Genomic DNA, 1,340 nt, shown 5'->3' on the forward strand with positions numbered 1-1,340 from the left:
TGCTGGGTAGGGGAGCGTTGTGTAAGTGGATGAAGGTGAGTTGTAAAGCTTGCTGGACATATCACAAGTGCGAATGCTGACATGAGTAACGATAATGGGAGTGAAAAACTCCCACGCCGGAAGACCAAGGTTTCCTGTCCCATGCTAATCAGGGCAGGGTAAGTCGGCCCCTAAGGCGAGGCAGAAATGCGTAGTCGATGGGAAACGGGTTAATATTCCCGTACTTATATAATCAGTGATGGAGGGACGGAGAAGGCTAGGCAAGCTTGGCGTTGGTTGTCCAAGTGAAAGTGAGTAGGCTGAAGACTTAGGTAAATCCGGGTTTTCAAGGCCGAGACACGAGACGAGCTCCCAAGGGAGTGAAGTTGTTGATGCCCTGCTTCCAGGAAAAGCTTCTAAACTTATGATTATATGAACCGTACCCCAAACCGACACAGGTGGTCAGGTAGAGAATACTAAGGCGCTTGAGAGAACTCGGGTGAAGGAACTCGGCAAAATTGTACCGTAACTTCGGGAGAAGGTACGCCTGACACCTGCCCGGTGCCGGAAGGTTAATTGATGGGGTTAGTTTTCGGACGAAGCTCTTGATCGAAGCCCCGGTAAACGGCGGCCGTAACTATAACGGTCCTAAGGTAGCGAAATTCCTTGTCGGGTAAGTTCCGACCTGCACGAATGGTGTAACCATGGCCACGCTGTCTCCACCCGAGACTCAGTGAAATTGAAATCGCAGTGAAGATGCTGTGTACCCGCACCTAGACGGAAAGACCCCGTGAACCTTTACTACAGCTTGGCACTGAACATTGAACCTACATGTGTAGGATAGGTGGGAGGCTTTGAAGCACAGTCGCTAGATTGTGTGGAGCCGTCCTTGAAATACCACCCTTGTATGTTTGATGTTCTAACATGCAATGGCATAAGCTAGCTTAACTGCGAGACAGACACGTCGAGCAGGTACGAAAGTAGGTCATAGTGATCCGGTGGTTCTGTATGGAAGGGCCATCGCTCAACGGATAAAAGGTACTCCGGGGATAACAGGCTGATACCGCCCAAGAGTTCATATCGACGGCGGTGTTTGGCACCTCGATGTCGGCTCATCACATCCTGGGGCTGAAGTCGGTCCCAAGGGTATGGCTGTTCGCCATTTAAAGTGGTACGCGAGCTGGGTTTAGAACGTCGTGAGACAGTTCGGTCCCTATCTGGTGTGGGCGTTGGATGATTGATGGGAGCTGCTCCTAGTACGAGAGGACCGGAGTGGACGAACCGCTGGTGTTCGGGTTGTCATGCCAATGGCATTGCCCGGTAGCTATGTTCGGAACGGATAACCGCTGAAAGCATCTAAG

General features: G+C 51.3%; 1 rRNA gene. It reads left to right on the plus strand.

The features are described 5' to 3' along the window. Positions 1-1,340 (plus strand): 23S ribosomal RNA (locus tag MHN09_RS21325); the annotation flags it as partial.

The sequence above is a fragment of the Alteromonas sp. MmMcT2-5 genome (assembly GCF_022348315.1).
Lineage (GTDB): Bacteria > Pseudomonadota > Gammaproteobacteria > Enterobacterales > Alteromonadaceae > Alteromonas > Alteromonas macleodii.